We start from the raw sequence: 26,126 nt of genomic DNA, 5'->3' as shown, positions 1-26,126 counted from the left end.
CATGCCCGTCGCGGTCGTCACCGACTCCACCGCCTACCTGCCGGCCGAACTGGAGCAGGCCCACCCGATCACGGTGGTACCGCTGACCGTCGTGCTCAACGGCGCGGAGGGGCTGGAAGGGGTCGAGACGTTCCCGGCCGACGCCACCCGGGCGCTGGGCGGCCGACGCGTCTCGGTGAGCACCTCCCGACCGGCCCCCGAGCAGTTCGTCCGGACGTACCGGCGGCTGCTCGACGGCGGCGCGGACGCGGTGCTGTCGGTGCACCTGTCGGCCGAGCTCTCCGGCACGGTCGAGGCGGCCCGACTCGCCGCCGCCGAGGTCGACGACGAGCGGATCGCCGTGGTCGACAGCCGCTACACCGGGATGGGGCTCGGCTTCCCGGCGGTGGCGGCCGCCACCGCCGCCGCCCACGGCGGTGACCTGGCCGAGGTGCGCCAGGCCGCGGTGGACGCCGTCGCGCGTACGACGATCTTCTTCTACGTCGACACGCTGGAGTTCCTCCGACGGGGTGGCCGGATCAACGCGGCCGAGGCGCTGCTGGGCACCGCCCTGTCGGTCAAGCCGATCATGTACATGCCGGACGGCACCATCGAGGTGCGGGACAAGGTGCGCACCGCCAGCCGGGGGGTGGCCAAACTGGTCGACCTGGCCGTCGAGGCGGCCGGTGACGCCGAGGTGGACCTGGCGGTGCACCACCTGGCCGCGCCGCAACGGGCCGAGGCGCTGCTCGACGCGTTGACCGTCCGGTTCGGTGACCGGCTGCGCCACGCGTACGTCTCGGAGGCCGGCGCGGTGGTCGCCGCGCACGCCGGACCGGGGCTGGCCTGCGTGGTCGTGCACCGGCTCACGGCAGTTCGTTAGCCGAACCGACCGTCGGGGCCGCCAAGGCGGCGGTCGAGGGGGCTGACCCGGGCGCTCGCCGTCGACCACGGTCCGCGGGGGATCCGGGCGGACGCGGTCGCCCTCGGTTCCATCCACACCGAACGACACGACGCGTTCGTCGCCGCCCAGGGGCCGGCCGAGGCGCGCCGGGTCGATGGCGGGTTGCGGCGGCTGCACCCGCTCGGCCGGATGGGTCGGGCCGAGGAGGTGGCCGAGGTGGTGGCGTTCCTGCTGTCGGCGCGGGCCGGTTTCGTCAACGGCGCGGTGCTGCCGGTCGACGGCGGCCGGGCGGCACTCGGACTCGACCCCGAGGCCGGCTGACCGGTCGAGCCCCGCGGTGCGGGCACCGCTGCCGGTCGTGGTGTCTCCATAGCAGATCAGTGCATGATCAGGCGGTTATCCACAGGTGGCCGCGTTGTCCACAGCGGACCCCGGTGGACCGCATCGGGGAGGCCGCCGGCCGTAGCGTCGCGGCGTGTCCGACGACGAGGAGACGATGGCGCGGCGGCGCCTGTGGTGGCTGTTCGGCGCGGTCGACGCCGAGCCCGCCGCCGGCCTGACCCCGCCCGGCTGGCCCGAGCACCCGCCGCCCGGCGCGGTCGGTGCGACGCCGTCCGGCAGGCCGGTCCCCGGGCTACCGCTCGGTGAGCCGCCCCCGGTCGGACCGTCGGGCCGGTCGGTGGCCCACCCGGCGGCCGACGACGATCCGGTCGGGCCGTCGCTCCGCCCGGTGGCCTGCCCGGTGGCCGGCGACGATCCGGTCGGGCCTCCGCTCCGCTCGATGGCCCATCCGGCGGGCGATGACGCTCCGCCGGCGGCCTATCCGACGGGCGACGCCGCTCCGGTCGGGCCATGGCTCCGACCGGTGGTCCATCCGACGGGCGTGGCCGACGACGACCCTGCCGGCGATGACGACGAGACGGCAGAACTACCGGCACCGTCCCGGCTACCGGGTCCGGACGCGTTCGATCCGGGGCGGCGGGGCGTCCGGGTGCTCGCCGTGGTCGGCGTGCTGGTGGTGCTCGGGGCCGGCTTCTGGGCGTGGCGGTCCCGGCCGCAGGCCGAGCCAGTGCCGGTGGTGACGACCGCCGCCAGCGCCGAGGCCGCCCCGGTGGCCGAGCCGGACGGCCCGCCCGCCGGTGAGTTGGTGGTCGCGGTCGCCGGCAGGGTACGCCGTCCCGGGCTGGTCCGGGTGCCGGCCGGAGCCCGGGTCGCCGACGCCGTCGAGGCAGCCGGTGGCGTGCTGCCCGGGGTGGACCTGGCCCTGCTCAACCCCGCCCGCAAGGTGGCCGACGGTGAGTTGGTCCTGGTCGGCGTCACCCCGCCACCCGGTCAGCCGGCCCCGGCCGGTGCCGCCGGCCAGCCCGGTGGTGCCGCGCCGGGCGACGCCGCGCCGGGGGCGCCGGTCAACCTGAACACCGCCACCCTGGCCCAACTCGACAGCCTGCCCGGGGTCGGCCCGGTGCTCGCCCAGCGGATCCTCGCCCACCGGGAGGAGCACGGCCCGTTCCGCACGGTCGGCGACCTGCGCCAGGTCGACGGCATCGGTGACGCCCGCTTCGAGCAGCTCAAAGAGCTGGTGACGGTGTGACCGGCCGCCAGCCCACCCGCCGGTTGGGGAGGTGGGCCCGACCGGCCGGCCCGGACCCGACGGCCCGGCTGCCCGGGCGGCCCGGCCCCGCTCCGCCCGCCACGTCGGTCCGGCTGCCCGGGCCAACCGGACCGGCCCCGCCCGCCACGTCGGCCCGCAGCACCGCGTGGGCGAGCGACCCGGAGGCGCTGCTGGCCGACCCGGCACCACCGGATCTACGGCTGGCCGGGCTGGCGGTGGGCGCCTGGTTGACCGCCCTGGCCGGGCTCTACCTGACCGCGCCGACAATGCTGGCGGTCGCCGGCGCTGCCACCGGGCTCGCCCTGGCGTTGACCGGCCACCTGTCCGGGCTCCTCGGCCGGCCGTCGTCCCCGGTACGGCGGTACGGCTGGATCACGGTCGCCGTGCTGATCGGGGTGGTCTGCGGCGCGACCGCGATCGCCGCCCGACTCGGGGTACGCGACGCCGAGGCGCTGCGGTCGCTTGTCGACCAGCGGGCCCGGGTCACCGCCGAGGTGGTCGTCCGCGACGACCCCCGTCCGGTCCGTGGGGTGCCCGGCCGCCCCGCCACCCTGCTGGTCGGCGCGGAACTCGTCACCGTGACCGGCCCGGACGGCCGGCGGGTGACCGCACCGGTACGGATGCTGCTGCTCGCCAGCGACCCGGGCTGGCGCGGCCTGCTGCCGGGGCAACGGGTAGGTGCCGACGGGCGGTTGGCCGAGCCCCGGGGTGGTGACCTCACCGGCGCGGTGCTTATGGTGACCGGTCCGCCCACGACGCACGGGTCGTCATCCTGGTTGCAACGGGCTGCCGGGGTGCTGCGGGCCGGGCTGCAACGGGCCTGCGCACCGCTCCCCGACGAGCAGGGCGGCCTGCTGCCGGGGCTGGTCGTCGGCGACACCAGTCGGCTGTTGCCCGCCGTCGAGGAGGACTTCCGGGCCACCGGCATGACCCACCTGAACGCCGTCTCCGGCTCCAACGTGGCGATCGTGGTGGGTGCCGTGCTGTTGCTGGCCCGCTGGGGTCGGGCGGGGCCGGTCCTGGCCGCCGGCCTCTGCGTGGTGGCGCTGGTCGGCTTCGTCGTGCTGGTCCGACCCTCGCCGAGCGTGGTCCGGGCGGCCACGATGGGCGCGATCGGGCTGGCCGCCCTGGCGACCGGCCGGCCCCGGGCGGCGCTGCCCGCGCTCGCCACCGGTGTGACGGTCCTGGTGGTGATCGACCCGGAGTTGGCAGGTGACGCCGGGTTCGCGTTGTCGGTGCTGGCCACCGCCGGCCTGTTGCTGCTCGCCCCGCGGTGGCGGGACGGGTTGCGGCGGCGGGGTGTGCCGGCGGGGTTGGCCGAGGCGCTGGCGGTGCCGGCGGCAGCCCAGGTGGCCTGTGCGCCGGTGGTGGCCGGGATCTCCGGCACGGTCAGCCTGGTCGCGGTGCCGGCGAACCTGCTGGTGGTGCCGGCCATCGCCCCGGCCACCGTGTTCGGGGTGGTGGCGGCCGTCGTCTCACCGGTCTGGCCGGCGGGTGCCGAGTTCGCGGCCTGGCTCGGTAGTTGGCCGGCCTGGTGGCTGGTGACCGTGGCGCGGTACGGGGCCCGGTTGCCCGCCGGCAACCTGCCCTGGCCGGGCGGGGTGCCCGGTGCCCTGCTGCTGGCCGGGCTGACCGTGGTGCTGCTGGTGGCCACCCGTCGGCCGGCGATCCGTCGGTTGGTGGCGGTGGTCACCGTCGCGGTGGTGCTGGGTGCCCTGCCGGTCCGGCTGGTGGCCGGCGGTTGGCCACCGCCGGATTGGGTGGTGATCGCCTGCGCGGTCGGTCAGGGGGACGTCGTGGTGCTGCCGGTGGCCGCCGGCCGGGCCGTGGTGGTCGACGCCGGACCCGACCCGGCGGCGGCGGACACCTGCCTGCGCCGGCTCGGCGTACGGGAGGTGTCGCTGCTGGTGTTCAGCCACTTCCACGTCGACCACACCGGCGGGGTCGACGGGGTGTTCCGGGGCCGCCGGGTGGCCGCCGTGCGGGTGCCCGACTGGCCGGATCCGGCGGCCGGACGGCAACTGGTCGAGGCGGCGGCAGCCGGGACAGCGACCGAGACGGCTGCCGCCGGGACAGCGACCGAGACGGCTGCCGCCGGGACGCCGATCGAGGCGGCGACGGCGGGGTGGGTGTGGCGGGCCGGTGCCGTGGAGGTGGTGGTGATCGGGCCGCCGTACCCGCTGCGGGGCACCCGGTCGGATCCGAACAACAACTCGCTGATGCTGCGGGCCACCGTGGCCGGGGTGCGGGTCCTGCTCGCCGGGGACGCCGAGACCGAGGAGCAGCGTGCCCTGTTGGAGCATCCACCGGCGGCGGGGCTGCGGGCCGAGGTGCTCAAGGTCGCCCACCACGGTTCGGCGTACCAGGATCCGGCGTTTCTGGACGCGGTCCGGCCGACGGTCGCGCTGGTGCCGGTCGGGGTGGGCAACGACTACGGGCATCCCGACCCGGGCGTGCTGGCCCGGTTGGGGCGGGGCGGTGCCCGGGTGCTGCGTACCGACACCGACGGGGACGTGGCGGTGGTCCGGGGGCCGGGTGGCCTGGCGGTGGTGGCCCGTGGCACCGGCCCCGGCGGGTAGTCCAGTGGTCGATCCGAGGGACGTTGACGGCGACCGGCCACCCCCTGGGTGGGCGTCGACGACGAAAGGGATTCGGGTAGTAGCTGCGGCTTGCGGATATTGATGAGCTATCGCGGTTAATGTCTACATTTGCACTTAGTGCGGGGCCCACCGTCGTACCGGGTACGAGCAGGGTCGACGCGATCACCGGCCGTGCGAATATGGGCGACGTGACCGCCAGCCTCGCTCCCATTCTGCTCGTTCTCGGTGACGAGGAGCTGCTCGCCACGCGCGCGGTGTCCGAAGCCGTCGGCCAGGCCCGCAGCATGGATCCCGACGTCGACGTCCGGGAGTACCAGGCCGGCGCGCTCACCGTCGGGGAGATCGCCGAGATGCTCAGCCCGTCGCTGTTCGGAGGGCGACGGGTGCTGGTGCTGCGCTCCGGCCAAGACGCGCGCAAGGACCTGGTCACGGCGCTGCTGGCGTACGCGAAGAATCCCGATCCCGACGTGCACCTGGTGGTGCTGCATCCCGGTGCGGCCAAGGGCAAGGCGTTCGCCGACGGGTTGAAGGCAGCGGGCGCGACCGTGGTCCCCGTGGCCAAGCTCAAGGGGGACCGGGAGCGGGTGGCGTTCGTCCGCAACGAGATCCGTCAGGCCGGCGGCCGGTGCACCGACGACGCGGCCGGGGCGCTGATCGCCGCCGTCGGCAACGACCTGCGTGAGCTGGCCGCTGCCTGCGCGCAGCTCATCGCGGACACCGACGGGCGGATCGACGCCGACACGGTGGCCCGGTACTACCGGGGCCGGGCCGAGGTCAGTGGATTCACCGTCGCGGACGCGACGATGGTAGGTGACGTACCCGCCGCGTTGGAGGCGCTCCGCTGGGCGTTGCACGTCGGGGTCGACCCGGTGCCGATCGCCGATGCGCTCGCCGACGGGGTGCGTACCGTCGCCCGGGTGGCCTCCGCCGGCCGGGGCAGCGCGTACCAGTTGGCCAGCAGTCTGGGCATGCCGCCGTGGAAGATCGAGCGGGCGCAACGGCAGGGCCGGGGCTGGACGCCGGAGGGCCTGGTGCAGGCGATGCGGGCGGCCGCCGACTGCAACGCCGCGGTCAAGGGCGGCGCCGACGACCGGGCGTACGCGCTGGAGCGGGCGGTCTTCTCGGTGATCGCCGCCCGGCAGGGCACGGGCAGATGACCGGGGCGTCCCGCACCGAGTGGGCCCGGGAGCCCACCGACGAGGAGCGGTTCCGGCCGCTCTACGCTCGGCTGCTCGGGCTGCGGTTCGTCAACCCGGGCGGGGTGCTCTGCTTTCTCTTCTTCGAAGGCGCCGTGGCGCTCGCCGCCCTGCTCGCTCTCGCCGAGTTGGTCGACTGGTCGGCGGTGCTGATCCTGCCGGCGGCGGTGGCGCTGATGGTCAAACTCAACGACATGGTGGCCGAGGCGGTGGTCCGGACGGCGGCCCTCGTGCCCGAGCAGGAACGGGATCGGTTCCGCCGCCAGATGGAACCGGTGGTGGGGCGGGTCCGGGTCGACTGGACCCATCGTACGGTGACCGGCGTGGTGGTCGCCTCGGAGCCGATCCTCCGGCCACCCCGACGGGATCGCGCGCCCGGCTCCGACCACCCCGACACCACCGGGCAGGGCCCCAGCGTAGCCGGACCGTAGTCCCACCCCCACCGGGCCGCCGGGCCACGCGCCACCGGGCCGCAGCCCCAGTGCCGCCGGGCCGCAGTCACACCGCCGCCGCACCTTAGCCCCAGCGGTGGCCGGGCCCAGGACAGCCGAAACCCCCGGGTGGTGGCCCGGGGGTTTCGATCGGCTCGGTGTTGGTCGCCTCGTCAGGCGGCGAGGGAGCCCACTCGCTTGGCGATCGCGGACTTGCGGTTCGCAGCCTGGTTGGAGTGGATCACGCCCTTGCTGGCCGCCTTGTCCAGTTGCCGCGAGGCGGCCTGCATGAGGGTGGTGGCCTTCTCGACGTCACCGGCCTCGGCAGCCTCGTGGAACTTCCGGATGGCGGTCTTCAGCGACGACTTGACCGACTTGTTACGCAGCCGGCGCTTCTCGTTCTGCCGGTTGCGCTTGATCTGGGACTTGATGTTCGCCACGCGACAGCCTCGTCTTGATCGCTCGGGTTGGTCAGCTTGTGCGCGCGACGAGCATGCGTCATCGCTGCGCGAAAAGCCAGGCTACCAGGTTCGCCCGGACGAGCCAAAACGGCCCCACAGCCGCCCGGCCACCCGATCTCGGCACCAGTCCGCCCGGCCGCCCGATCTCAGCACCAGCCCTGCCGGCGGGCCAACCAGCCGAGTGCCTGGGTGCCGCTCCACCGTTGATGCGCCGAGAGCGGCGCCGGGGTGGCGGCGTTGACGAGGTGGTAGCCGGCCAGAGCGGCGAGACTGGCGTCCAGCGCGTCTGCGGGCGCGCCCGCGGACGCCGGATGGTCGGCGAAGAGCGCGTCGGCGTCCAGCCCGTCGGCGTACGCGCTGAGCAGCAGGGTCACCAGGTCGAACCAGGGTGGCCCGTGGCAGAGCCAGGGCCAGTCACAGAACCAGGCCCGGCCGGCCGGGTCGACGAGCACGTTGTCGGCCCGCAGGTCACCGTGGATCAGACCGGTCGCACCGGCGGCGTAGCCGGGTAGCCGGGACTCCAGGGCGACCAGCTCGTCGAGCCGGTCGAGGGTGCCCGCGGGGGACACCGGCGGCGGCTCCCGCCCGGCGGCCACCTCCTCCCACCACAGGATGTCCTGACGGGCCAGGTCGGCCAGGTGCGGCAGGCCCAACCCGGTCAGCTCGGCCGGCGGCTCGGCCAGTGCGGCGGCGACCCGCGCGTAGCCGGTGAGGGTGGCGGTCAGCTCGGTGGACTCCCAGGGCAGCCGGGGTATCCGGCCGGGTAAAGCGTCCAGGCCGAGGGCGAACCAACCGGCCTCGGACAGCGTCCAGCGCGGTCGGGGGACCGGTAGGCCACCGGGGAGCCGGGCCAGGATCGCGGCCTCCCGGGCGTACCAGTCGACCAGGTGCGGTTGCTCGGCGGTGCTGGCGGCCTTCACGAAGACCTGGCCGCCGTCGGCGGTGCTCAGCAGTGCGGCGAAGCCGCTGGTGAAGCCGGCGCCGGCGGTCCGGGCGGCGACCACCGGGGCACCGAGGCGGTCGGCGACGGCGGCCCGCAGCGCGGGCGGCAGCGACGTCCACGCCGGGCGCCGGGCGGTCGAGTGGTGGGGCACCGGGTACGGCGACGGCGGAATCACCCCACCATGCTGCCGGGTCGGCCGGGTCCGACGCGCGTCGACGTGGCCGCGGCCCCGGTCTGCCAGACTCGCCGTCATGAGGACCGACGACTTCTGGCAGTTGATCGACCGGGCCCGCGCCGGGGGCGGGGGAGAACCGGGTGCGGTCGCCGCCCGGGCCGTCGCCCTGCTCGCCGAGCGCGACCCGCAGGAGATCGTCGGGTACGCCCACCACCAGGCCCGGGTGCTGGCCGCCTCGCACCGGGTGGACCTCTGGGGAGCGGCGTACCTGATCTACGGCGGGATCTCCGCCGACGACTTCCACCGGTTCCGGGGTTGGCTGATGACCCAGGGGCGGCAGGTCTTCGCCCGGGCGGTCGCCGACCCCGACTCGTTGGCCGAGTTGCCGCAGGTCCGGGCGGTTGCGGTGAGCGGCGCGGAGCTGTCCGGCGGGGAGCTGCTGGCGGTGCCGTGGGAGGCGTACCGGAAGGCGACCGCGACCGAACTGCCGGCGGACCGGGAGCCGCCGCCGGTGCCGGACCTCAACGATCTCTGGGACTTCGACGACGAGGACGAGGCGCGGCGGCGACTGCCCCGGCTGGCCGCGCTCTTCGCCGAGCCGCCCGTCGAGTGACCGCCGGACGTCCTGCTGGCTGAGCGGAGATCGCCCGCGCCACGGGCGCGCCGTGCGGACGTGGGAACATGGAGGCGGCCGGCGTCGCGCCGGCCTGTTCACGTCAGCCGACCAGAACGGACCGCTGTGCCACCGAAGCTCGATTCCGGCGCGAACGCTCCCGGTGCCACCGACCCGGCGCGCATCCGGAACTTCTGCATCATCGCCCACATCGACCACGGGAAGTCGACCCTGGCCGACCGGATGCTGCAGCTCACCGGCGTGGTCGACCCCCGACAGATGCGCGCGCAGTACCTCGACCGGATGGACATCGAGCGCGAACGCGGCATCACCATCAAGAGCCAGGCCGTACGGATGCCGTGGACGATCCGGGAGGGTGACCGGGTCGGCGAGCAGGCCGTACTCAACATGATCGACACCCCCGGGCACGTCGACTTCACCTACGAGGTGTCCCGTTCGCTGGCCGCCTGCGAGGGGGCGCTGCTGCTCGTCGACGCGGCCCAGGGCATCGAGGCGCAGACCCTGGCCAACCTCTACCTGGCCCTGGAGAACGATCTCCGGATCATTCCGGTGCTCAACAAGATCGACCTGCCGGCGGCCCAGCCGGAGAAGTACGCCGAGGAACTGGCCCATCTGATCGGCGGCGATCCGGCCGACTGCATCCGGGTCTCCGGCAAGACCGGCGACGGTGTGCCGTACCTGCTCGACGAGATCGTCCGGCAGTTCGTCCCGCCGGTCGGTGAGGCCGCGGCCCCGGCCCGCGCGATGATCTTCGACTCGGTGTACGACGTCTACCGGGGGGTGGTCACCTACGTCCGGGTCATCGACGGGCGGATCGGCGCCCGGGACCGGATCAAGATGATGTCCACCGCCGCCGTGCACGAGCTGCTGGAGATCGGGGTCATCTCGCCGGAGATGGTCAAGGCCGACGCGCTCGGCGTCGGCGAGGTGGGTTACCTGATCACCGGTGTGAAGGACGTCCGGCAGTCCCGGGTCGGTGACACCGTCACCATCAACTCCCGGCCGGCCACCGAGGCCCTCGGCGGCTACAAGGACCCGAAGCCGATGGTGTACTCCGGGCTCTACCCGATCGACGGCTCGGACTACCCGAACCTGCGCGAGGCCCTGGACAAGCTCAAGCTCAACGACGCCGCGCTCGACTACGAGCCGGAGACCTCGGGGGCGCTCGGCTTCGGGTTCCGCTGCGGCTTCCTCGGCCTGCTGCACCTGGAGATCATCCGGGAGCGGCTGGAGCGGGAGTACAACCTCGACCTGATCTCCACCGCGCCGAACGTGGTCTACCGGGCCATCACCGAGGACGGTGAGGAGATCGTGGTCACCAACCCCAGCGAGTACCCGACCGGCAAGATCGCCGAGGTGTACGAGCCGGTGGTACGGGCCACGGTGCTCACCCCGAACGACTACGTCGGCGCGGTGATGGAGCTGTGCCAGGGCCGCCGGGGCAGCCTGCTCGGGATGGACTACCTCTCCGCCGACCGGGTGGAGCTGCGCTACACGCTGCCCCTCGCGGAGATCATCTTCGACTTCTTCGACCAGCTCAAGAGCCGGACCAAGGGGTACGCCTCGCTGGACTACGAGCCCTCCGGCGAGCAGTCCTCCGACCTGGTCAAGGTGGACATCCTGCTGCACGGCGAGCCGGTGGACGCGTTCAGCGCGATCGTGCACAAGGAGAAGGCGTACAGCTACGGCACGTCGATCGCCGCGAAGCTGCGCAACCTCATCCCGCGTCAGCAGTTCGAGGTGCCGATCCAGGCCGCCATCGGCAGCCGGGTGATCGCCCGGGAGACCATCCGGGCCATCCGCAAGGACGTGCTGGCCAAGTGCTACGGCGGCGACATCAGCCGTAAGCGCAAGCTGCTGGAGAAGCAGAAGGAGGGCAAGAAGCGGATGAAGATGGTGGGCCGGGTGGAGGTTCCCCAGGAGGCCTTCATCGCCGCCCTCTCCTCCGACTCCGCCGACGGAAAGTCCGCCGGCAAGAAGTAACCCCGGCGGTCGCGTCCCGCGACGACGACGGCCCGGCAGCACCCGTCCACCGGGGGCTCCCGGGCCGTTCGCGTCCGATGCGGACGTTGCCGTACCAGATTTTTTTCGGGCCTGTGGCGACTGTCGACTGAGGCCCGAACGGCCTGGTCAGCCCGACTTTGCGGCGGACCGACGCAGGTGTTTTCGATCGATGCTCGTCGCCATCGTTCAGGTTGAGTCGGTTTGAGGTCGGCGGCCCCCGGGCATTCACCGGTCAGCACCACCCACAACCACGAACTTTGATACGACGTGAAGAAGGAGGGCGACCGTGGAGCTCACTGTTTGGGGCATCATCACTGCGCTCGTTGTTGGTCTGATCATTGGCGCTCTGGGTCGCCTGGTCGTGCCGGGCCGGCAGAACATGCCGATCTGGCTGCACATGCTGATCGGTGTCGGTGCCGCCCTGCTCGGCACGGTCATCGCGCGGGCCAGCGGCTTCGCCGAGACCGCCGGCATCGACTGGCGGGAGCTCATGCTGCAGGTCCTGCTGGCCGCCGTGGCCGTGGCCCTGGTCGCCGGGGTCGGTGGCCGTCGCCGGGGAGTCACCCACCGGTAACCGAAACCACTCCACGGAAGGACGCCCGGCCAATTGGCCGGGCGTCCTTCCGTGTGCCGTCTTCCGTGTGCGTCGGCGCCCCGACGAGGTCAGCCCGACGCGGGGACGCACCCCTCCGACCCCGACGCCCGATCGACAGTCAGGCGACACGTTCCCTGTCGTGGTGGTCTCGGGCGGGTGCGTGCGGACAACATCCTGGTAGTTGCGGAACAGCTGTGACGGGGGTTCCCGGTGGCGCTACGGGAGGCGTCACAACTGGCGGCTGGGCGAGGCTCGGCGCGGTGCCCGGGGCACGGGCAGGACCAAGGCGAGACCCGGTGCCGTGTGGATGGTGTCACAGGGGCGGTTTGATTTTTCGACGACCCGGGAACTGATGTGGTCACGAACGTAATTGACCTGCAGATATAAGGAGAACCACCGTGACCGTCGCCGGAATCCTCACCGCGCTCATCGTTGGTCTGATCGTCGGTGCGCTGGGTCGCCTGGTCGTGCCGGGCCGCCAGAACATGCCGATCTGGCTGCACATGCTCATCGGTGTGGGTGCCGCCCTGCTCGGCACCGTGATCGCCCGCGCGGCGGGACTCGCCACCGGCAGCTCCTTCATCAACTTCGGTGAGCTGCTGGTCCAGGTTGTCGTGGCCGCGATCGCGGTGGCCGTGGTCGCCGGTGTCGGCGGACGTCGCCGGGGCGTCAGCCACCGGTAAGCACCACCTGGCAATGCGGAGGGGCGCCCGACCTAGTAGGTCGGGCGCCCCTCCGCACTCCCCCCTGTTGAAAGGAAGGGCCCCCTGTTAACGCATTCGGTCGACAGGGGTACCCCTCTCACACCCCGGCCAGGGGGTGTTGCGTGGGGCGTCGCGGGCCGGGTCGGTCGCCGTACGCTGGCGGCATGACTGGCAGGGTGGTGGCAGTGAACCTCGGTGTGGTGACCGAGGCGCAGTGGGCCGGCGACGCGAGCGGCCGGAGCGGGATCGACAAGCGGCCGGCGGAGGGGCCGGTGTGGCTGCGCGCCGACGGTGTGGTCGGGGACTTCATCGGCGAGCGGGCCCACCACGGCGGCCCCGACCAGGCGGTGTACGCCTACGCCGAACAGGACGCGGCCTGGTGGGCGACCGAGCTGGGGCGGGAGATCCGGCCGGGTGCCTTCGGCGAGAACCTGACGACGTCCGGCGTGGACGTCACCGGGGCCGTGATCGGGGAGCAGTGGCAGATCGGCTCGGCACTGCTGCAGGTGACCAAGCCGCGTACCCCCTGTCGTACGTTCGCGGGGTTCTGGCAGGTGCCGGACCTGATCAAACGGTTCACCGCCCGGGCCGCGCCCGGGGCATACCTGCGGGTGTTGCGGGCCGGCGAGGTCGGCGCGGGGGATCCGGTGGAGGTGGTGGCGAGACCGGCGCACGGCGTCACCATCGGTGAGGTGTTCCGGGCCACCAGCCTCGAACCGGATCTGTTGCCCCGGCTGCTCGACGCGCCGGAGCTGCCGGAGGCGATCCGGGACAAGGTCCGTCGCCGGCTCGCCCTGCCCTGACCTCGCCCTGCCGTGATCCCGCCCGAGCGATCCCGCCCGAGCGATCCCGCCCGAGCGATCCCGCCCGAGCGATCCCGCCCGAGCGATCCCGCCCGAGCGTGATCGTCCGGGCGAGATCGTCCGTGGCGTTAAGAAGGGCCCCCTGCTATACCGAAAGCGTTAACAGGGGGCCCTTCCTTACCGCGAGGTCAGCGGAGCCAGGGGATGCTGCGGTCGAGCAGACCGCGCTCCTTGAGCTCCTTGCGCAGCGGGATCTCGTCGTCGACGTATCCGTCCCAGTTGATGCCCCAGTAGTTGGCGGTGTGGGTGCCCTCACCGATCAGCTGACGCTGGACCGGCGTGCGGTTGCGGTACCACTCGCCGTTGACGTCCGGGTGCAGCTCGTCCAGCGGACGGATCCACCGGTAGGTGTACCCGACGAAGAGCATCTTGCGGGTGATGGTCGACAGGTTCGTCGACCGCGAGTGCCACTGCCGGCGGTCGAAGATGAACGCGTCACCCGGGTTCGCGGTGATCTCCACCGTGCCCTCCGGGTCCGGGTTGTGCACGCTGAGGTCCTTGGGCCGGTCCAGCGAGTTCCACAGGTGGCTGCCCGGGATGACCTTGGTGGCGCCACGGCCGGTCTCCGACAGGTCGGAGAGGACGTACGCGACCTTCAGCGAGAACATCGGCCGGGGCAGGTTCGGGTCCATCGTCTCCGGGTCGGAGTTCTGCCGGTACCCGTCCTGGTGCCAACCCCAGTACGGCTTCTCCGGCTCGGCGGCCGGCGGGGTGACGTCCAGGTGGTTGTGGTGGGTGTAGATGTTCCAGCCGGCCAGCCCCCACATGTACGGGAAGGCGATCGGGTGGGTGAGCAACTCGCCGAAGAGCTCGTCGCGCTCCAGGAAGCCCAGCAGGTGCAGCGTGCCGTCCTTGGTGGTCTTGCCCTTGGCCTGCTCCTCCGCGTACACGCGGTCGACGGCTGCTTCCAGGGCGGCCCGGTGGTCCTCGGTCAGCACGTTCCGCAGCAGGAGGAAGCCCTGCTCGTGAAACTCCTTGCGGTCGGTGTCGCTGATCGGCTCGTAGCCGGTCCGGCCCTCGTAATCGAACACCTCGTCGTACCCCTCCCCATGAGGTGAAACCATTTCTGGCACAGGCCGCCGATCGTAACGCGCACCGGCGAGAGCGGGCCACGGGCCATTGGTCCCGGTACGGCCGGTGATCCACCGGGGGCAGCGGGTCGGCTGCGCGCGGTGACGAAACCGGGGAGGTATGGGGATCGATCGGGCGAATGTCAGATTCCACCGAGGCCGAAAGCCGGCAGGCGAAGAGCCGGGAGCCGGGAGCGCGGAGAGCGGAGCGGACGGTCAGAGATCGGCGAAGACCTCGGCGAGGACCTGCGGTTCGTCCCCGGTGTCCACCTCGCTCCAGGTGCCCTGTTTCGCCGTCCACTCCAGCCCGGCGAAGCGGACCCGCTTCACCCCGTGGTCGTGGGCGTGGGAGACCAGCCAGTGCGCGTACCGCCAGCCGTCGCGCTGGTCGGCGGCGGGCACGAGCAGCCCGGTCAGATCCGCCGGCGAGCTGGTGCCGGGCAGCCCCCAGTCGAGGTTCAGCGCCCGGGTCAGCGCGGTGGTGGCCGCCGCGCCACGCAGCACCGGATCGGTGCCGAACCGGCAGGCCACCGCGCCGGTGGCCTCGCCGAGCAGGGCCCGGGTGAGCACCTGCGAGTTGTCCGCCCACTTCTCGTACGCCTCGGGGAAGGCCGAGCGTTGGACGGCCTGGGCGGCGTCGGTGACCCGCATCCGTTCCCAGCCCCGGACCTTCTTCAGCGCCGAGTAGAACCGGTTGGCCGCGTACCGGGGGTCACGGATCTGGGCCGGCGTGCCCCAGCCCTGGCTGGGTCGCTGCTGGAACAGCCCCACCGAGTCCCGGTCGCCGCCGGCGAGGTTGCGCAGGCTGGACTCCTGGTACGCGGTGGCCAGGGCGACCACCACCGCCTGTTCGGACATGCCGCGCTGGACGCCTACCGCGGCGATGGTCGCCGCGTTGGCCATCTGGTCGGGATCCAGCCCGACCCGGCCGTCGGCCTGGACGGTGCAGGTCCGGTCGGTAAGCGGGACGCGGAACTGGCCGACCTGCCGGCTGACGATGCCGATCCCGACGAGGGCGACGATGGCGAGGACGACACCTACTGCGACGACTGCCCGACCTCGCACCCGCACCTCCCGTTCGACGGTTCGCCAAGCGTACGTCGGTCTGGGCGCAGTGCCCCCTGTCTGCCCGGATCGTCACGATCCGTCGCGAGTCGGGTACCTCAGGCGACCGGACCGCTCCCGTCGTCGACAGGTACCCAGCTGGCGGGCCGTTTCTCCCGGAACGCCCGGACCCCCTCCCGTCCCTCGGCCGACAGGAAGTACCCGGTGGAGAGCGCCGCCAACGCGGCGATCTCGGCCGTCAGGTCGGTGACGGCCGGGCGGCGCAGCAGCTCCTTGGCGCCGGCCAGCGCCCCCGGGGCGCCCCGGACCAGCGACGCGCAGGCCCGGGTGACCGCCGCGTCCAGTTCAGCGGCCGGCACGGCGGTGGTGACCAGGCCGACCTGCGCGGCCCGCCGGCCGTCGAAGGTGTCCCCGGTCAGGTACAGCTCGGCGGCGGCCCGGGGGTGCAGGCGGGGCAGGACGGTCGCCGAGATCACCGCCGGGATCACCCCGATCCGGACCTCGGTGAAGGCGAACGTGGCCTCCTCGGCGCAGATCGCCAGGTCGGCCGCGGCGATCAGCCCCAGCCCGCCGGCCCGCGCCGGTCCGGCGACCCGGGCCACCACCGGCTTGGGGCACGCCCAGACGGCCGCGAGCACGTCACCGAGCATGCCGGCGGGCACCGTCCCGCTGGCATACGCCGCGGCGGTCTCCTTCAGGTCCGCCCCGGAGCAGAAGACCGGGCCGGTGTGGTCGAGCACGACCACCCGGACGGTGTCGTCGGCGACCGCGGCGGCCAGCCCGGCCAGCAGTTCGGTCATCAGTCCGGTGGAGAGCGCGTTGCGGTTGGCCGGGCTGTCCAGGGTGAGTGTGGTCACCCCGTGGGCCGTGGCCACCCGCACCAGCGCGTCGGAGGAGGTCATCCAGGCACACTAGTGGCCATGCCCGGCGTCCTTCCAGAAGGCGAGACCGTCCCGGTCGACGGTTCGCTGCCCGCCTCCGCCACCGCTGCCGTCGGCAGGCGTGGGTTCGGGGTGTACGTGCACGTGCCGTTCTGCGCCAGTCGGTGTGGTTACTGCGACTTCAACACGTACACCGCCGCCGAGCTGGGGGGCGGGGCGAGCCGGGAGAGCTACGCCGACACCGTGCTGGCCGAGTTGGCCTTGGCCGCCCGGGTGCTCGGCGACCGCCCGCCGCCCCGGGTGGAGACGGTCTTCGTCGGCGGTGGCACCCCGACCCTGCTGCCCGCCGACGACCTGGCCCGGATCCTGGACGCGATCGACCGCACCTGGGGGTTGGCCGCCGACGCCGAGGTGAGCACCGAGGCGAACCCTGAGTCGGTCACCCCCGCGTCGCTGAAGACCCTGCGGGCGGCCGGGTACACCCGGATCTCGCTCGGCATGCAGTCGGCCGCGCCGGGGGTGCTGGCCGTGCTGGAGCGCGGGCACCGCGCCGGCCGGGCCACCGCCGCCGCACTGGAGGCCCGCGACGCCGGTTTCGACCACGTCAACCTGGACCTGATCTACGGTACGCCGGGGGAGCGCGCCGAGGACTTCGCCGCCAGCCTGGACCAGGTCGTCGCGGCGGGGGTGGACCACGTCAGCGCGTACGCCCTGATCATCGAGGACGGCACCCGGCTGGCCGCCCGGATGCGGCGGGGCGAGCTGCCGTACCCCTCCGACGACGTGGCGGCGGACCGTTACCTGGCCGCCGAGGCCGCCCTCGACGCGGCCGGTTTCTCCTGGTACGAGGTCTCCAACTGGGCCCGGACGCCGGCCGCCCGGTGCCGGCACAACCTGCTGTACTGGACCGGCGGCGACTGGTGGGGCCTGGGCCCGGGGGCGCACAGCCACGTCGGCGGGGTGCGCTGGTGGAACGTCAAACACCCCACCGCGTACGCGGCCCGGCTGGCCCGGGGGCACTCACCGGGCCAGGCCCGGGAGGTGCTCACCGCCACCGAGGCGCACATGGAGGACGTGATGCTCCGGCTCCGGCTGGCCGACGGGCTGCCCCTGTCGGTGCTCGACGAGCCGGGGCGGGCCGGCGCCGAGCGGGCCCGGACGGCCGGCCTGCTCGACGGGGCACGGTACGCCGACGGTCGGGCGGTGCTCACCCTGCGTGGCCGCCTGCTCGCCGACGCCGTGGTCCGCGACCTACTGCCCTGAGCACACCCGGCGGTCCGGCCGCGGTGAATCCGCCCGGCCTACTTGATGAAGCGGGACGTCATCGGGTAGCGGTAGAGGACGCCCTCGCCGGCCTTGACCCCGGCGACGATGCCGAAGATCAGCGGCACCAGCGCGACCAGCATCGGCACGAAGAACAGCACCCCGCAGGTGACGAAGGCCAGTACGAAGCTGAGCGCGAGCGCGATCACCCAGGTGAGCTGGAAGTTCAGCGCGGCCACGGCGTGTGCCCGGACGGCCGGCGACTGCCCCTTGGCCGAGTACGCGATCAGTGGGGCGACCCAACCCAGCAGCCCACCGCCGACGACCACCCCGAGCGCCCCGCCGAAGTGGGCGATGAGCGCCCAGTTCTTCTCCTCGGAGCTGGGGTAGCCGGCCGGTGGCCCACCGTAGCCGCCGCCGGTCGGGTACCCGACGCCCGGCGGGGGATTCCCACCCGGTGGGGGATAGTTGCCCGGCGGAGGGTTGCCGCCGGGCGGCGGGTAGCCCCCGGTGCCCGGGAACGGTGGCGGGTAGCCACCGGAGGTGGGCTGCTCCGGCGGGGGGTATCCACCGGGTGGGGGGTAGTCGCCCGGCCCTGACGTCCCGGACAGTGGAGCGGTGGGTGGTTCGTAGCCGAAGGGGTCGGCGGGGGGATGCATCGGGGCGGTCGGATCGGACCGCTGAGGGTCGGGGTCGCCCGATCCCGGTGGGCGAGGTGGTTCAGTCATGAAGCTCACGGTAGGTGCAGCCGGCAAGGGGGCACCGGAGCGACACAGGTGACGGGGCGCACCGGGCTCCGGCGCGGTACCGATCATCGCGTCGCCGCGGGCACCCGACGTAGACTGGCACTCGCTACAGTCGAGTGCCAGGAGGTGCGGCCGGCCCGCACCCGACGGCGCGGCCGCGCGGCCCGCGAGCCGGGTCGACGCGCGACAGGAGGTGGGAGCATGGGTCTCGACGACCGCAAACTCGCCGTGCTGCGCGCGATCGTCGAGGACTACGTAGCCACCCAGGAGCCGGTCGGCAGTCGGGCCCTGGTCGAGCGGCACCAGCTCGGTGTCTCCCCGGCGACCGTCCGCAACGACATGGCGGTGCTGGAGGAGGAGGGCTACATCCGGCAGCCGCACACCAGCGCCGGCCGGGTGCCCACCGACCGCGGCTACCGGCTCTTCGTCGACCGGCTGTCCCGGGTCAAGCCGCTCAGCCCCGCCGAACGACGGGCCATCGAGCGGTTCCTGCTCGGCGCGGTCGACCTCGACGACGTGGTGCACCGCACGGTGCGGCTGCTGGCCCAGCTCACCCGCCAGGTGGCCGTGGTGCAGTACCCGAGCCTCGCCCGTTCCTCGGTCCGTCACCTGGAGCTGGTGCCGATCTCCACCACCCGGCTGATGCTGGTCATGATCGCCGACACCGGCCGGGTCGAGCAGCGGCTGGTCGAGCTGCCCGCGCCGATCCCCGCCGACGACGTCACCGACCTGCGTCGCCTGCTCAACGAGAAGCTCGGCGGTACCCGGCTCTCCGAGACCCCGCCGCTGGTGCAGGCGCTGGTCGAGGAGGCCTCGCCGCAGCTGCGCCCGGCCATGACCACGCTCTCCACCGTGCTGCTGGAGACGCTTGTCGAGCGGCACGAGGAGCGGCTGGCGCTGGCCGGCACCGCCAACCTGACCCGGGGCGGCCTGCTCGACTTCCAGGGGTCGCTACGGCCGATCCTGGAGGCGCTGGAGGAGGAGGTCGTCCTGCTCAAGCTGATCGGCGAGGCCGAGCCGAGCACCACCCGGGTGCTGATCGGCGACGAGAACGAGGTCGACAACCTGCGCGCCGCCTCGGTGGTCAGCACCGGCTACGGGCCGGGCACGACCATCGTTGGTGGGTTGGGGGTGCTGGGGCCGACCCGGATGGACTACCCCGGCACCATCGCCACGGTCCGGGCCGTGGCACGCTACGTGGGCGAGCTGCTGGCCCAGAACTGACCAGTCGGGCCGACGATCGGCGCAGAGCGAGACGAAACATGAGGACACGGGACGCAGTGGCCAGGGACTACTACGGCATTCTCGGGGTTGACCGGGAAGCCTCCGATGACGAGATCAAGCGCGCCTACCGCAAGTTGGCGCGGCGGTTCCACCCGGACGTGAATCCGGACCCGGAGGCCCAGGAGAAGTTCAAGGACATCAACGCCGCGTACGAGGTCCTGTCGGACGACCGGAAACGGCAGATCGTCGACCTGGGCGGCGACCCGCTGGCACCCGGCGGCGGCGCGGGTGGCCCGGGCGGGCCCGGCGCCGGCCCGTTCGCCGGCTTCCAGGACATCATGGACGCGTTCTTCGGCGGGGCCGCCGGTGGCGCCCGGGGTCCGCGCCCGCGGACCCGACCCGGCGCGGACGCCATCCTGCGCTTGGAACTCGACCTGCAGGAGACCGCCTTCGGCGTCGAGGCGCCGATCAACGTCGACACGGCCGTGCTCTGCACCACCTGCTCCGGCGCGGGCACCGCCGCCGGCACCCACCTGGCCACCTGCGAGACGTGCGGTGGCCGGGGCGAGGTGCAGTCGGTGCAACGCACCTTCCTCGGCCAGGTGGTCTCCGCCCGCCCCTGCACGGTCTGCCAGGGCTACGGCACCACGATCCCGCACCCCTGCCCGACCTGCGCCGGCGACGGACGGGTCCGCACCCGCCGCTCGCTGACCGTCAAGATCCCGGCCGGGGTCGAGGACGGCATGCGGATCCGGCTGGCCCAGCAGGGCGAGGTCGGCCCGGGTGGCGGCACCCCCGGAGACCTCTACGTCGAGATCCACGAGCGGCCGCACGACGTCTACTCCCGCAAGGGCGACGACCTGCACTGCCGGGTCACGGTGCCGATGACCGCCGCCGCCCTGGGCACCCGGCTGACCATCAAGACCCTGGACAGCGAGGAGACCGTCGACGTCAAGGCCGGCACCCAGCCGGGCAGCACCCTGCGGCTGCGCGCCCGTGGGGTGCCACACCTGCGCGGCACCGGCCGGGGCGACCTCTACGTCCACCTCGACGTGCGGACGCCCACCAAGCTCGACGCCGACCAGGAGCGGATGCTGCGCGACTTCGCCAAGACCCGGGGCGAGGAGGTCGCCGAGCTGACCAAGCAGGGTGGCTTCTTCTCCCGGATGCGGGACGCCTTCAACGGGCACGCCTGAGTGTCCGCGCCGCTCTTCCTGGTCGACGCCCTGCCCACCGGTGACACCCTGACCCTCGACGGGCCGGAGGGCCACCACGCCGCCACCGTGCAACGCCTGCGGGCCGGCCAGGAACTGCTGCTCGCCGACGGCCGAGGCGGCACCGCCGACGCCGTGGTCACCACCGTCGGCCGGGGCAGCCTCACCGCCGATATCACCTCCCGGGGGTACGTCGACGCGCCGGTACCCCGCCTCGTGGTGGTGCAGGGCATCGCCAAGGGCGACCGGGGTGAACTGGCCGTGCAGGCGATGACCGAGGTCGGGGTGGACGAGATCGTGCCCTGGGCGGCGTCCCGCTCGGTGGTGCAGTGGCGGGGTGAACGGGGCGTACGGGCCCGGCAGAAGTGGGCGGCGACCGCCCGGGAGGCCGCCAAACAGGCCCGCCGGGCCTGGCTGCCGGTGGTGGCCGGAGCACCCGACGAGTCCACCCCGACGGTGGCCCGCCGGCTGGCCGGCGCCGCCGCCGCGTTCGTCCTGCACGAGGGCGCCGACGAACGGCTGAGCACCGCCGAGTTGCCCACGACCGGCGAGATCGTGCTGGTGGTGGGCCCGGAGGGTGGGGTGGCCGAGACGGAACTGACCACCTTCACCGCCGCCGGTGCCCGGCCGGTCCGGCTGGGCCCGACGGTGCTGCGTACCTCCACCGCCGGGGTCGCCGCCCTCGCCCTGCTCTCCACCCGCCTAACCCGCTGGTAGCCGGGTAAGGAAGGGCCCCCTGTTAACGCTTTCGGTATAGCAGGGTTCCCCTCTCACCGCCCGAGCCGGAAGCTGCCTTCTCGCCGCCCGGCACGGGAGAGTCCCCGGACGGGGGAGGCTGCCGGGACGGGAGAGGGCGGCTGCCGGCACGTGGGGGAGGCCGCCGGGACGTGGGGGAGGCTGCCGGGGCGGGGGAGGGTGGCTGCCGGGACGAGAGAGATCCCGCGCCGTCAGAGCCGGGGGAAGACCTGCACCGGGTGGTCGTCCGGGCGCAGGTCCAGGCCGGCCGGGCCGACGATCAGCGGGTCCGGCACTCCGACGACCTCGGGATCCTTGTTGGCGTACTCGAATCGGTTGAGCACGTGGCGCATCGCCTCCAGGCGGGCGCGCTTCTTGTCGTTGCTCTTCACCACCGTCCACGGCGCGTCGGCGGTGTCGGTGTAGAAGAACATCGCCTCCTTCGCCTCGGTGTACTCGTCCCACCGGTCCAGCGAGGCGATGTCCATCGGGGAGAGTTTCCACTGTCGTACCGGGTCGACCTGGCGGACGGCGAACCGGGTGCGCTGCTCGTTCTGCGACACCGAGAACCAGAACTTGACCAGCCGGATCCCCGACCGGGTGAGCATCCGCTCCAGCTCGGGGGCCTGCCGCAGGAACTCCAGGTATTCCTTGCGGGTGCAGAACCCCATCACCCGCTCCACGCCGGCCCGGTTGTACCAGGACCGGTCGAAGAGCACGATCTCACCGGCGGCCGGCAGGTGCCGCAACCAGCGCTGGAAGTACCACTGGCTGGACTCCCGCTCGTTGGGCTTGGTCAGCGCCACCACCTGCGCCCCGCGTGGGTTCAGATGCTCCATGAAGCGCTTGATGGTGCCGCCCTTGCCGGCCGCGTCCCGCCCCTCGAAGAGGATCACCAACCGCTCACCGGACTCCGTGATCCACTCCTGCAGCTTGAGCAGCTCGATCTGCAGCAGCCGCTTGTGCCGGTCGTACTCCTCGCGCTCCATGCGGTGGTCGTACGGGTAGTCCTCCCGCCAGGTGTCCACCGGCGTGCCGTCCGGGCGGAGCAGGATCGGGTCGTCGTCGTGGCCATCGGCCACCTGGTATTCGTCGGCGAGGTCCAGCGGCGGGGTGTCGGCCATGTCGGCAATCCTTACCCCGTGCCGGCACTCGACCACCCTGTCCCGGCGACCCATTCGGCGCCCGTAGGGCCGGTCGGCACGCGCCCGCCGGACAGGCTGGTCCGGCGCCCGCCGGACCACAGGCGTTAGGAAGGGTCCCCTCCTATACCGAAAGCGATAACAGGGGGCCCTTCCTTTCAGCGGAGGTGGGAGGCGCCGTTGAGGTCGAGCACGGTGCCGGAGGCCCACTCGGCGGCCGGGGAGGCCAGCCAGTGCACGGCGGCGGCGATCTCCTCCGGCCGGCCCACCCGGTCGAACGGGCTCTGCGCCCGGACCGCGTCACCCCGGGGAGCCTTGAGGTGCTCGTTGGTCATGTCGGTGGCCACGAAACCGGGCGCCACCATCGCGACCGCGATGCCGTACGGGGCCAACGCCACCGCCAGGGACTGACCCATCGCGTTCAGCCCGGCCTTGCTCGCCCCGTACGCCGGGTTGGTCGGCTCGCCCCGGAAGGCGCCCCGGGACGAGACGTTGACGATCCGACCGCCCCGCTCGCGCATGTGCTGGGCGGCGCACCAGGCCACGTTGGCGGCCCCGACGAGGTTGGTGTCGAGGACCTCCCGCCACCGCTGCCGCCACTGCTCGTAGCTGGACTCGAAGACCGGGTGCGGTGGGTCGGCCGGCCCGAACACCCCGGCGTTGTTGACCAGCACGTCGAGGCCGCCGAGCAGCTCGGCCGCCCGGTCGACCATGGCCCGTACCGCGTCCGGGTCGGCCAGGTCGGCCCGGACCACCACGTGTCCGTCGCCGGGCAGTTCGGTCCGGAGCCGCTCGGCCAGGTCGGCCGAGTCCCGGTGGTGCACCGCCACCCGGTCACCGCCGGCCGCGAAGGCCGTGGCGACGGCCCGGCCGATGCCGCGCGAGGCCCCGGTCACCAGTACCGCTCGTGAAGTCACGCCGACATCATGCCGCCGCCGGGCCGGGCCGGCACAGCCCACCCCCGGTACCCGGCTAGCATGCCCCGATGGAGACCGACTGCCTGTTCTGCCGGATCGTCGCCGGCGATATTCCTGCGACCGTCGTCCGGGAGACCGAGCGCACCCTGGCGTTCCGCGACATCGGCCCGAAGGCGCCGGTGCACGTGCTGGTCATCCCGAAGGAGCACTACGTCGACGTGGCCACCCTCGGCGCGGGCGACCCGGCGTTGGCCGGCGAGGTGCTGGCCACGGCCGCCGTTGTGGCCGAGGACGAGGGGCTGCTCGGCGACGGCTTCCGGTTGATGTTCAACACCGGCGCGTACGGCGGCCAGGAGGTCTTCCACGTCCACGCCCACCTGCTCGGCGGCGCCCCCCTCGGCCCCATGCTCGCCGGGTAAGGAAGGGCCCCTTCTTAACGCATACGGTTAAGAAGGGGCCCTTCCTTTCGGAGGGGCGCGCCGGGTGGGGTGGGCACCGGGCGGATCCGGCCGAAATGGGCGAGGTGCGGCCGGGTGGGACCCGATATCATGGGTGCAACGTCAAGCACGCCGCGCGCCAGCAGGGCCGGGGCAGAGATCGAGAGCAGGTGGCGCAGGGCCCGACGGGCCCGACCTATGACCGGCACCCCACCTCCCGGCCCGCCCCAGGCGCAGACCAGGATCACCGTCCCCGACCCGAAGATCATGGTCAACCTGCTCGGCGCGGGCGACGAGATCCTGCGGCTCGTCGAGCGCTCGGTCACCAGTGACGTGCACGTCCGCGGCAACGAGATCACCATCACCGGTACGCCGACGGACAACGCCCTCGCCGAGCGGCTCTTCGCCGAGCTGATCGAGTTGATCGAGAAAGGCGAGACCCTGACCACCGACGCCGTACGGCGTACCGTCGGCATGCTCGAGCAGGGTGGCGCCGAGCGGCCCGCCGAGGTCCTGACGCTCAACATCCTCTCCCGGCGTGGCCGCACCATCCGCCCGAAGACCCTGGGCCAGAAGCACTACGTCGACGCGATCGACGTGCACACCATCGTCTTCGGCATCGGGCCCGCCGGCACCGGCAAGACCTACCTGGCGATGGCCAAGGCCGTCCAGGCGTTGCAGGCCAAGCAGGTCAACCGGATCATCCTGACCCGGCCGGCGGTCGAGGCGGGGGAGCGGCTGGGTTTCCTGCCCGGCACCCTCAACGAGAAGATCGACCCGTACCTTCGCCCGCTCTACGACGCGCTGCACGACATGCTCGACCCCGAGTCGATCCCGAAGCTGATGGCCGCCGGCACGATCGAGGTCGCCCCACTGGCATATATGCGGGGCCGTGCGCAGCCGTACGACGCTCGGGTCCTGACCCCGGAGGGGTTCAAGCCGTTCGGTTCACTGCGGGTGGGCGACCTGGTCATCGGCTCGAACGGGATGCCGACGCCGGTCATCGGCATTCATCCGCAGGGGCGTAAGGAGGTCTACCGGGTCACCAGCCAGGACGGGGCATCCACCGTCTGCTGCGGTGAGCACCTCTGGACCGTCGCCACCCCCGACGACAAGCGGCGCGGTCGCAAGCGCACAATCGAGACGCAGGAGATGATCGGCCGGGAGTGGCGGGGACACACCCGTCGGTACGAGTTGCCCGTCGTCGCGCCCGTCGAGCTGGAGTCGCAGGAGGTTCCGCTCGATCCGTACGCGCTCGGCCTGCTGCTGGGGGACGGCTGCTTCTCGTCCCGAGCGACACCGAGCTTCTGCACGGCGGATCCCGAGCTTGCCGTCGCGATCGAGCGGGCGCTGCCCGACATCGAACTGGTCCGCAAGGGCGATTATGACTACGTCCTGCGGCACGTGCACGGCCATCGGGGCGGTGTCATCGTCGCCGACCCGGTGACCCGTGCCGTTCGTGAGCTGGGCCTGGCCGGGAAGAAGTCCGGGACAACGTTCGTGCCCGACCTCTACAAGCACAACAGCCTCGATGTTCGGCTGGCCGTCCTGCAGGGCCTGCTGGACACCGACGGCGGGCCGGTCCTTCAGCCGGGGCGTAGCTGTCGGGTGCAGTACGCCACGACCTCCGTCCGGCTTCGCGACGACGTCGTCCAGCTCGTCCGGTCGCTCGGCGGGGTGGCGACCTGGCGGGTCCGCCCGGCTGAGGGTCGCAAGCCCGGTCTGGCCAACGGGCGGCCGGTGTCGTACCGGGCCGACGCCTACGTGGTGGAGATCCGGCTTCCCGCCGGCATCGCGCCGTTCCGCCTGACCCGCAAGCGTGACCGCTACGACGAGCACGGCGGCGGTCGCCCGATGCGTTTCATCGACTCGATCGTCCCGGCCGGTGTGCAGGAGACGATGTGTATCCAGGTCGCCGCGGAGGACTCGCTGTACGTCACGGACGACTTCCTGGTGACGCACAACACCCTGAACGACGCGTTCATCATTCTGGACGAGGCGCAGAACACCACGCCCGAGCAGATGAAGATGTTCCTCACCCGGCTCGGCTTCGGTTCCAAGATCGTGGTCACCGGTGACGTCACCCAGGTCGACCTGCCCGGCGGCACGACCAGCGGGCTACGGGTGGTCCGGGAGATCCTGGAGAACGTGCAGGACGTGCACTTCGCCCAGTTGTCGAGCGCCGACGTGGTGCGGCACCGGCTGGTCGGGGAGATCGTCGACGCCTACGCCCGCTGGGACGCCGAGCAGGAGAACGAGCAGGCGCAGAACGTGCGCGCCGTGCCTGGCCGGGGCCCGCAGGGCGGCCGGGCCGGCCGACGCCGCTAGAGC

Annotated in this window: 24 protein-coding genes and 3 pseudogenes; 19 read left to right on the top strand and 8 right to left on the bottom strand. The window is 72.8% G+C overall.

All coding sequences use genetic code 11. The annotated features are described in order from the left end of the window. Window position 1 precedes the first annotated feature (1 nt). From GA0070617_RS22995 to GA0070617_RS22970, 6 genes are all read left to right on the top strand, one after another. On the top strand, window positions 2-862 hold the full coding sequence (locus tag GA0070617_RS22995; RefSeq protein ID WP_091442447.1) for a DegV family protein: 861 nt from the start codon (window positions 2-4) through the stop codon (window positions 860-862). Window positions 863-904: 42 nt separating this feature from the next. Beyond that, window positions 905-1,204, top strand: coding sequence for an SDR family oxidoreductase (locus GA0070617_RS22990; RefSeq protein WP_091442443.1), 300 nt, complete (start codon window positions 905-907; stop codon window positions 1,202-1,204). Window positions 1,205-1,664: 460 nt separating this feature from the next. Further along, a complete protein-coding gene (locus GA0070617_RS32230; RefSeq protein WP_091447094.1) occupies window positions 1,665-2,474 on the top strand; it encodes a ComEA family DNA-binding protein in 810 nt (269 codons plus the stop codon). A 188-nt stretch (window positions 2,475-2,662) separates the two neighbouring features. Continuing rightward, window positions 2,663-5,074: a ComEC/Rec2 family competence protein gene (locus GA0070617_RS22980; protein ID WP_229688477.1), complete on the top strand. Its 2,412-nt coding sequence runs from the start codon at window positions 2,663-2,665 to the stop codon at window positions 5,072-5,074. Between the two features lie 200 nt (window positions 5,075-5,274). Next, window positions 5,275-6,252, top strand: a complete 978-nt coding sequence (gene holA, locus GA0070617_RS22975; RefSeq protein WP_091442440.1) for a DNA polymerase III subunit delta — start codon at window positions 5,275-5,277, stop codon at window positions 6,250-6,252. Then, window positions 6,249-6,722, top strand: coding sequence for a hypothetical protein (locus GA0070617_RS22970; RefSeq protein WP_091442435.1), 474 nt, complete (start codon window positions 6,249-6,251; stop codon window positions 6,720-6,722). The genes holA and GA0070617_RS22970 overlap by 4 nt, the downstream gene beginning before the upstream one ends. A 173-nt stretch (window positions 6,723-6,895) precedes the next feature. On the opposite strand, the gene rpsT is transcribed toward GA0070617_RS22970, so the two are convergent. Together rpsT and GA0070617_RS22960 are read right to left on the bottom strand one after the other, a co-directional pair. Next, window positions 6,896-7,162: a 30S ribosomal protein S20 gene (gene rpsT / locus GA0070617_RS22965; protein ID WP_091442431.1), complete on the bottom strand. Its 267-nt coding sequence runs from the start codon at window positions 7,160-7,162 to the stop codon at window positions 6,896-6,898. Between the two features lie 167 nt (window positions 7,163-7,329). Continuing rightward, complete coding sequence (locus GA0070617_RS22960; RefSeq protein ID WP_091442428.1) at window positions 7,330-8,379, bottom strand: phosphotransferase family protein; 1,050 nt, start codon at window positions 8,377-8,379, stop codon at window positions 7,330-7,332. Between GA0070617_RS22960 and GA0070617_RS22955 the strand changes: the two genes are divergently transcribed. The 5 genes from GA0070617_RS22955 (at window position 8,378) to GA0070617_RS22935 (ending at window position 13,041) form a co-directional block, all read left to right on the top strand. Beyond that, complete coding sequence (locus GA0070617_RS22955; protein ID WP_091442425.1) at window positions 8,378-8,914, top strand: DUF4240 domain-containing protein; 537 nt, start codon at window positions 8,378-8,380, stop codon at window positions 8,912-8,914. The genes GA0070617_RS22960 and GA0070617_RS22955 overlap by 2 nt on opposite strands. Before the next feature lie 126 nt (window positions 8,915-9,040). Next, window positions 9,041-10,918, top strand: coding sequence for a translation elongation factor 4 (lepA, locus tag GA0070617_RS22950; protein ID WP_091442423.1), 1,878 nt, complete (start codon window positions 9,041-9,043; stop codon window positions 10,916-10,918). A gap of 307 nt (window positions 10,919-11,225) precedes the next feature. Continuing rightward, window positions 11,226-11,513 (top strand): GlsB/YeaQ/YmgE family stress response membrane protein, encoded by a 288-nt coding sequence (locus tag GA0070617_RS22945; RefSeq protein ID WP_091442420.1) that lies wholly within the window; start codon window positions 11,226-11,228, stop codon window positions 11,511-11,513. Window positions 11,514-11,932: 419 nt separating this feature from the next. Continuing rightward, complete coding sequence (locus GA0070617_RS22940) at window positions 11,933-12,217, top strand: GlsB/YeaQ/YmgE family stress response membrane protein (RefSeq protein ID WP_091442417.1); 285 nt, start codon at window positions 11,933-11,935, stop codon at window positions 12,215-12,217. Window positions 12,218-12,402: 185 nt separating this feature from the next. Beyond that, window positions 12,403-13,041, top strand: coding sequence for an MOSC domain-containing protein (locus GA0070617_RS22935; RefSeq protein WP_091442412.1), 639 nt, complete (start codon window positions 12,403-12,405; stop codon window positions 13,039-13,041). Between the two features lie 188 nt (window positions 13,042-13,229). On the opposite strand, the gene GA0070617_RS22930 is transcribed toward GA0070617_RS22935, so the two are convergent. From GA0070617_RS22930 to GA0070617_RS22920, 3 genes are all read right to left on the bottom strand, one after another. Next, the gene (locus tag GA0070617_RS22930) at window positions 13,230-14,132 is read right to left on the bottom strand and encodes a phytanoyl-CoA dioxygenase family protein (RefSeq protein WP_229688466.1); all 903 of its coding nucleotides are present in this window, start codon (window positions 14,130-14,132) and stop codon (window positions 13,230-13,232) included. 255 nt (window positions 14,133-14,387) lie between these two features. Continuing rightward, a complete protein-coding gene (locus GA0070617_RS22925; RefSeq protein ID WP_091442404.1) occupies window positions 14,388-15,242 on the bottom strand; it encodes a hypothetical protein in 855 nt (284 codons plus the stop codon). Between the two features lie 92 nt (window positions 15,243-15,334). Continuing rightward, a complete protein-coding gene (locus tag GA0070617_RS22920; protein ID WP_091442401.1) occupies window positions 15,335-16,138 on the bottom strand; it encodes an enoyl-CoA hydratase-related protein in 804 nt (267 codons plus the stop codon). Window positions 16,139-16,156: 18 nt separating this feature from the next. On the opposite strand from GA0070617_RS22920, the gene hemW reads away from it, so the two are divergent. Next, window positions 16,157-17,380 (top strand): radical SAM family heme chaperone HemW, encoded by a 1,224-nt coding sequence (gene hemW, locus GA0070617_RS22915; RefSeq protein WP_091447090.1) that lies wholly within the window; start codon window positions 16,157-16,159, stop codon window positions 17,378-17,380. Between the two features lie 38 nt (window positions 17,381-17,418). Here the strand turns inward: hemW and GA0070617_RS22910 are convergent, their stop codons facing one another. Further along, window positions 17,419-18,108: a DUF4870 domain-containing protein gene (locus tag GA0070617_RS22910; protein ID WP_091442396.1), complete on the bottom strand. Its 690-nt coding sequence runs from the start codon at window positions 18,106-18,108 to the stop codon at window positions 17,419-17,421. Window positions 18,109-18,327: 219 nt separating this feature from the next. Here GA0070617_RS22910 and hrcA point away from each other — a divergent pair, with 219 nt between their 5' ends. From hrcA to GA0070617_RS22895, 3 genes are read left to right on the top strand one after another with little or no spacing between them, the layout of a single operon-like run. Further along, window positions 18,328-19,350: a heat-inducible transcriptional repressor HrcA gene (gene hrcA / locus GA0070617_RS22905; RefSeq protein WP_091442392.1), complete on the top strand. Its 1,023-nt coding sequence runs from the start codon at window positions 18,328-18,330 to the stop codon at window positions 19,348-19,350. 56 nt (window positions 19,351-19,406) lie between these two features. Further along, the gene (dnaJ, locus tag GA0070617_RS22900; RefSeq protein WP_175440808.1) at window positions 19,407-20,546 is read left to right on the top strand and encodes a molecular chaperone DnaJ; all 1,140 of its coding nucleotides are present in this window, start codon (window positions 19,407-19,409) and stop codon (window positions 20,544-20,546) included. Continuing rightward, entirely contained in the window at window positions 20,547-21,281 is a 735-nt protein-coding gene (locus GA0070617_RS22895) for a 16S rRNA (uracil(1498)-N(3))-methyltransferase (protein WP_091442384.1), read from the top strand. It abuts the gene before it with no gap. A 230-nt stretch (window positions 21,282-21,511) separates the two neighbouring features. On the opposite strand, the gene ppk2 is transcribed toward GA0070617_RS22895, so the two are convergent. Next, window positions 21,512-22,423, bottom strand: coding sequence for a polyphosphate kinase 2 (ppk2, locus tag GA0070617_RS22890; protein ID WP_217628870.1), 912 nt, complete (start codon window positions 22,421-22,423; stop codon window positions 21,512-21,514). Window positions 22,424-22,599: 176 nt separating this feature from the next. After that, the gene (locus GA0070617_RS22885; protein ID WP_091442376.1) at window positions 22,600-23,358 is read right to left on the bottom strand and encodes an SDR family NAD(P)-dependent oxidoreductase; all 759 of its coding nucleotides are present in this window, start codon (window positions 23,356-23,358) and stop codon (window positions 22,600-22,602) included. Window positions 23,359-23,426: 68 nt separating this feature from the next. Here GA0070617_RS22885 and GA0070617_RS22880 point away from each other — a divergent pair, with 68 nt between their 5' ends. The 4 genes and pseudogenes from GA0070617_RS22880 to GA0070617_RS31710 form a co-directional block, all read left to right on the top strand. Then, window positions 23,427-23,777, top strand: a complete 351-nt coding sequence (locus GA0070617_RS22880; protein ID WP_091442372.1) for a histidine triad nucleotide-binding protein — start codon at window positions 23,427-23,429, stop codon at window positions 23,775-23,777. A gap of 216 nt (window positions 23,778-23,993) precedes the next feature. Then, window positions 23,994-24,740 (top strand): annotated as a pseudogene (locus GA0070617_RS31720) (PhoH family protein); the annotation flags it as partial. A gap of 42 nt (window positions 24,741-24,782) precedes the next feature. Beyond that, window positions 24,783-25,448 (top strand): annotated as a pseudogene (locus tag GA0070617_RS32225) (PhoH family protein); the annotation flags it as partial. A gap of 312 nt (window positions 25,449-25,760) precedes the next feature. Further along, window positions 25,761-26,123, top strand: a pseudogene (locus tag GA0070617_RS31710) (PhoH family protein); the annotation flags it as partial. Window positions 26,124-26,126: the final 3 nt, after the last annotated feature.

Source organism: Micromonospora yangpuensis (genome assembly GCF_900091615.1).
Classification (GTDB): Bacteria; Actinomycetota; Actinomycetes; order Mycobacteriales; family Micromonosporaceae; genus Micromonospora; species Micromonospora yangpuensis.
This window is presented reverse-complemented; position numbering and strand designations above follow the sequence as displayed.